We start from the raw sequence: 6,252 nt of genomic DNA, 5'->3' as shown, positions 1-6,252 counted from the left end.
GGCTCTTGGGTACGACTATGGTCCGGCGTTTCGCGGCCTGACCGCGATGTGGGTCCGCGACGGCGAGCTGTTTGCCGAAGTGACGCTGCCCGATGCTGCCGGCAGCGTCCGCGGGTTCGGTGTGCACCCGGTATTACTAGATGCGGCCTTGCATGCGGTAATGCTGGCATCCGATACTGCCGAGCTTGCCGAAGGTTCGGTGCTGGTGCCGTTCTCCTGGCGAGGTGTTTCGTTGCATGCTGCCGGTGCGTCGGTGGTACGGGTGCGGCTCGCGCCAGTAGGTTCGTCGTCGGTGTCTTCGTCGTCGGTATCGATCGAATTGACTGATGGGTTAGGGCTTCCGGTACTTTCAGTGGCTTCGATGGTAGCTCGCCCGGTGAGCGAACAGCAATTGCGGACGGCGGCGTTGAACTCGGGTTCGGACCAGCTCTTTGAGGTAGTCTGGTCGGCGCTGCAGCCCGTAACCATGCCAACACCGGTGTCGGTGTGTGCTTGGGAAACCATGGATTTGGGCCAGGAAGATGCCAGTGAAGCTGCGCCGACGGCAGTAGTGTTCGAGTCGATACCAGTCGCTAGTGATGTCGTGGCGGAGGTATACGCTGCTACGCGATCCGTGCTCGGAGTATTGCAGTCATGGTTGACCTCTGACGGGTCAGGGATGTTGGTGGTGGCGACTCGGGGCGCCGTCGTGTTGCCGGAGGAGGATGTCACCGATTTAGCTGGCGCGGCGGTATGGGGTCTGGTGCGCTCGGCTCAGTCTGAGCATCCCGGGCGGCTCCTGCTCGTTGATTCCGATGCGCCCCTTGACGGCGCGGCAGTCGCCCTGGCCTTGGTGGCTGGCGAGTCCCAGGTGCTGCTGAGGGGTGGGCAAGTGTATGTCGCGCGGGTGCAGGGCAGCTGCGCAGTTAATGGTGTGTTGGTGCCGCCAGCCGGTGGGCCGTGGCGATTAGGTCAGAGCAGTGCCGGCACGTTCGAGAACCTGCAACTGGAGCTGGTTCCCAATGCGGAGGCGCCGTTGGGACCCGGCCAGGTTCGGGTGGCCGTCTGTGCGATTGGCGCAAACTTTCGCGACGTCATGATCACGCTCGGCATGTTCCCCTATGATGCCTTGCTCGGCAGTGAAGCAGTCGGTGTGGTGGTGGAAGTCGGTCCGGGAGTTATCGAGTTCGCTGTCGGTGACCGGGTAATGGGCTTGTTCCCTGAGGGCACGGGAACGCTGGTCACCGCCGACGTCAGATTGCTGCTGCCAACGCCCGCTGACTGGTCGGACGCAGAAGCCGCCGGTATGTCGGTGGTGTTCGCTACCGCTTATTACGCGTTGATGGACTTAGCCGCCGTGAAGTCAGGGCAGCGGGTGTTGGTGCATGCTGCGACCGGTGGGGTGGGGATGGCAGCGGTGCAGCTGGCTCGGCATTTGGGGTTAGAGGTCTTCGCAACGGCCAGCCGAGTTAAGTGGGCAACTTTGCAGGCCATGGGATTTGACGATGATCACATTTCTGATTCACGCAGTTTGGACTTTGAGAATAAGTTCCGGATGGTAACCAGTGGGCGTGGTATGGATGTGGTGTTGGACTCACTGACTGGTGATTTCGTGGATGCGTCGTTGCGTATAGTCGCCCCCGATGGGGTGTTCTTGGAGATGGGTAAGACTGATATCCGTGATCCAGCAGTGGTGGCTCAAGAGCACACCGGTGTGCGTTACCGAGCTTTCGACCTCTTCGAAGCTGGGCCAGAGCGCATCGCGCAGATACTCGCCGAATTGGCCACGCTATTTGACGACGAAGTGCTGCGACCGTTGCCGGCGACGACGTTTGATGTACGGAGGGCACCCGCGGCGTTGCGCTATTTGAGTCAGGCGCGTCATGTTGGCAAGGTCGTGATGACGATGCCAGATGTGTGGACGGCGGGCACTGTGTTGATCACCGGTGGTACCGGGATGGCGGGGTCGGCTCTGGCTCGCCATGTGGTGGAGCGTCATGGGGCACATCATCTGGTCTTGGTGAGTCGGCGCGGTCCGGACACACCAGGCGCCGCGGAGCTAGTGGCCGAGCTGAGTGCATCCGGTGCACAGGTACAGGTGGTGGCTTGTGATGCCGCGGATCGGTCCGCGTTGGCGAAAGTGATTGCCGATATCCTGGTGCAGCATTCGTTGTCGGCGGTGATCCATGCAGCCGGGGTGCTCGACGATGCGGTGGTGACGTCGTTGACTCCCGAACGACTAGATGTCGTGTTGCGGGCCAAGGTGGATGCGGCGTGGAACCTCCACGAGCTAACCCGCGACCTGGATGTGTCGGCGTTTGTCATGTTTTCGTCGATAGCCGGGTTGGTGGGTTCGTCGGGTCAAGGCAACTATGCGGCGGCTAACTCGTTTCTTGATGGGTTGGCTGTGCATCGGCGCGCTCACAGGTTGCCTGCGATCTCGCTGGGGTGGGGGTTGTGGGATCAAACCAGCGCGATGACCGGGGGACTAGGTATCGCCGATCGAGCCCGTTTCGGTCGGGACGGAATCATTGGGATGTCCAACGAAGAAGCGCTCGAATTATTCGATACAGCAATGATTGTCGACCAACCGTTCCTGCTGCCTGCCTACATCGACTTCACTGCACTGCGGGCCAAGTTTGATGGGGGCACGCTGCCACCAATTTTCAGCGATTTGGTCAATGTGCCGGCTCGGCGTCAGGTCGACGACTCACTGGCCGCCACGAAATCGAAATCTGTTCTACTGCAACGCTTGGAAGGGCTTCCTGAAGAAGAACAACACGCGGTTCTACTGGATCTGGTGGGTTCTCATATTGCTGCCGTGATGGGCAGCTCCAACGCCGAGACGATCGATCCGGACAAGGCATTCCAGGAGTTGGGCTTCGATTCACTGACCGCTGTCGAAATGCGTAACCGGCTCAAAGCCGCCACCGGTCTATCACTATCGCCGACACTCATCTTCGACTACCCGACTCCCAACGGCCTGGCAACGTACATGCGGGCCGAACTTGTTGGTCCCGGGCAGCAAGGCGCTCCGACCGCGGCACTCGGGGTTCGTGCCACTGTCGACGACTCGATCGCGATCGTTGGTATGTCGTGCCGTTTCCCGGGTGGGGTTGATTCTCCCGACGACTTGTGGGATATGCTGGTCGAGGGTCGGGATGTGATGTCAGAGTTTCCCACCGATCGCGGCTGGGATCTAGATGGGTTGTTCGACCCGGACCCCGACGTGCGGCACAAATCGTATGTGCGTACCGGCGGTTTCGTGGACGGTGTGGCGGATTTCGACCCTGCATTCTTTGGCATAGCATCTAGTGAAGCGCTGGCTATGGATCCCCAGCAGCGCATGTTCCTTGAGCTCTCGTGGGAAGCGTTGGAGCGGTCCGGGATTGATCCTGCCGGGTTGAGGGGCAGTGCCACGGGAGTGTTCGCCGGAGTTATGGCCCAAGGTTACGGCATGTTTGCCGCCGAACCGGTGGAAGGTTTCCGGCTGACCGGTCAACTATCTAGCGTTGCGTCGGGTCGGGTGGCTTATGTGCTGGGGTTAGAGGGTCCGGCAGTGTCGGTGGATACGGCGTGTTCGTCATCGTTGGTGGCGTTGCATATGGCGGTGCAATCGCTACATTCGGGCGAGTGTGATCTGGCGCTGGCTGGCGGTGTCACTGTCAATGCCACACCTGACATCTTCGTGGAATTCAGCCGCTGGCGTGGATTGGCCCCGGACGGTCGATGCAAGCCGTACGCTGGGGCTGCCGACGGCACCGGATTCTCCGAGGGCGGTGGCATGTTGGTGGTGGAGCGTTTGTCGGATGCGCAACGGTTGGGGCATCCAGTGTTGGCGGTAGTGCGAGGCAGCGCGGTTAATCAGGATGGGGCGTCGAATGGGTTGACGGCGCCGAATGGTCCATCGCAGCAGCGGGTGGTGCGTGCGGCGTTAGCTCATGCGGGGCTGTCAGCGGCTGAGATTGATGTGGTGGAGGGTCACGGGACTGGGACGACGTTAGGTGATCCGATTGAGGCTCAGGCGTTGTTGGCGACCTATGGACAAGATCGCGGTTCGGGTGAGCCTTTATGGTTGGGTTCGATTAAGTCGAATATAGGTCACACGCAGGCTGCTGCGGGGGTGGCGGGTGTGATCAAGATGGTGCAAGCGATGCGCCATGAGGTGTTGCCTGCGACGTTGCATGTGGATGAGCCGAGTCCACATGTGGATTGGTCGGCGGGGTCGGTGTCGTTGTTGACCGAAGCACGGCCTTGGAAGGGCGAGTCCGCCAACGGGCATGTGCGTCGGGCCGGGGTATCGTCGTTTGGGATTAGTGGCACTAACGCGCACGTGATCATCGAAGCCGTGCCCGCTAAGTCTCGACGGGAAGCCCAGGCCCCGAAGCTCCCCGTGGTGCCGTGGGTGGTGTCGGCGAAGTCGGCGGCAGCGTTGGGGGCTCAGGTTGTTCGGCTGGCGGCGTATGTGCGTGCCCATGGTGAGCTTGATGTTGCCGATGTGGGGTGGACACTGGCGGGTCGTTCGACCTTTGAACATAGGGCGGTGGTGGTTGGTGGTGACCGGGACCAGTTGCTGGCGGGGCTGGAGGAATTGGCCACTGATGAGCCCATGTCGGCTATTCGGGGTACCGCCACACCCGGGGGCAAGGCCGTGTTTGTCTTCCCCGGCCAGGGTTCTCAATGGCTCGGCATGGGAATCGAATTGCTCAATACCGCACCGGTATTCGCACAACAGATCGAAGCGTGCGCGCACGCCTTTTCGGAGTTTGTGAACTGGTCGCTGACCGATGTTCTGCGTGGCCTGCCGGGTGCGCCGGGTCTGGAGCGGGTGGACGTGGTGCAGCCGGTGTTGTTCGCAGTGATGGTGTCGTTGGCTGAATTATGGAAGTCGGTCGGGGTATGTCCAGATGCTGTAATCGGCCATTCTCAGGGTGAAATCGCCGCCGCGTACGTCGCTGGTGCGTTGTCTTTGCGGGATGCCGCAAAGGTAGTCACGCTACGCAGCAAGCTGCTGACCACGCTGACTGGTCCGGGCGGTATGGTAGCCGTCGCATGCGGAGCCCAGCAGGTACGGGAGTTACTGGCGTCCTTTGGCAGTCGGATTAGCATCGCCGCCGTTAATGGTCGGTCGGCGGTTGTGGTGTCGGGCGAAATGACAGTGCTGGAGGAACTAATCCAGCTCTGCGCTTGCCAGGGTCTGCGTGCCCGCCGCATCGATGTGGATTACGCGTCACATTCAGTTGAGGTTGAGGCCATTCGCGGTGACCTCACCGCTGCCTTGGCTGGCATCGAGCCGCGGTCCTCGCGTATCGCCTTTTTCTCGACGGTGACTGGACATCGTTTGAACACAACGGATCTGGATGCTGACTATTGGTATCGTAACATTCGGCAGACTGTGGAGTTCGACCAGGCTGTGCGCAGCGCATGTGAGCACGGGTATCGCACATTCATCGAATCCAGTCCACATCCCGCGTTGATCTCTGGAGTCGAGGACATCGTCAACGACTGTGTCGACGGGGATACTGAACCCGTCGTCGTTCCCACCTTGGGTCATGAAGACGGCGGACTTGAGCGATTCCTGACGTCGGTGGCCTCCGCGTTCGTTGCGGGTGTAAGTGTGGATTGGCGCGGTGCGTTGGATGGGGCTGGCTTCGTCGAATTGCCGACATATGCCTTTGAGCGGAAGAGGTTTTGGCTCTCCGGTGATGGCGTGGGAGCCGATGCTGCCGACCTAGGGCTGGCCATCAGTGAACACTCGTTGTTGGGTGCGGTGGTGGAGCTACCGGCCTCGGGCGGGGTGGTGCTGACCGGTCGATTATCACCCAGCGTGCAGGGGTGGTTGGCCGACCACGTCGTGTCCGGTGTCGTGATGTTCCCGGCTGCGGCATTTCTAGAGCTGGCGATTCGCGCCGGCGATGAAGTCGGCTATTCGGTGGTCGACGAACTGAATCTTGTTGCTCCGCTGATACTTCCTGCCTCAGGGTCGGTGGCTGTGCAGGTGATGGTCAGCGGCGCAGATGATTCGGGTGACCGCACAGTGTCGGTTTTTTCCCGTGCCGATGCTGGGTCGGGCTGGCGATTGCATGCCGAAGGCGTACTGCGTGCCGGGACGCCAGCACCGGCTACGGATTTATCGGTGTGGCCACCGGCGGGTGCGGTCGCGATGGACACTACGGATGCTTATGAGCGGTTGGCGGCTCTTGGGTACGACTATGGTCCGGCGTTTCGCGGCCTGACCGCGATGTGGGTCCGCGACGGCGAGCTGTTTGCCGA

Annotated in this window: 1 protein-coding gene; it reads left to right on the top strand. The window is 61.1% G+C overall.

The genetic code is table 11. The annotated features are described in order from the left end of the window. Positions 1–6,252 (top strand): type I polyketide synthase (locus MUBE_RS07715; protein ID WP_116540094.1); only part of this gene is annotated, 6,252 nt, incomplete at both ends.

This window comes from Mycobacterium uberis, assembly GCF_003408705.1.
Classification (GTDB): domain Bacteria; phylum Actinomycetota; class Actinomycetes; order Mycobacteriales; family Mycobacteriaceae; genus Mycobacterium; species Mycobacterium uberis.
The sequence above is the reverse complement of the archived record's forward strand: the minus strand, read 5'-3'. Positions and strand labels throughout refer to the sequence as shown.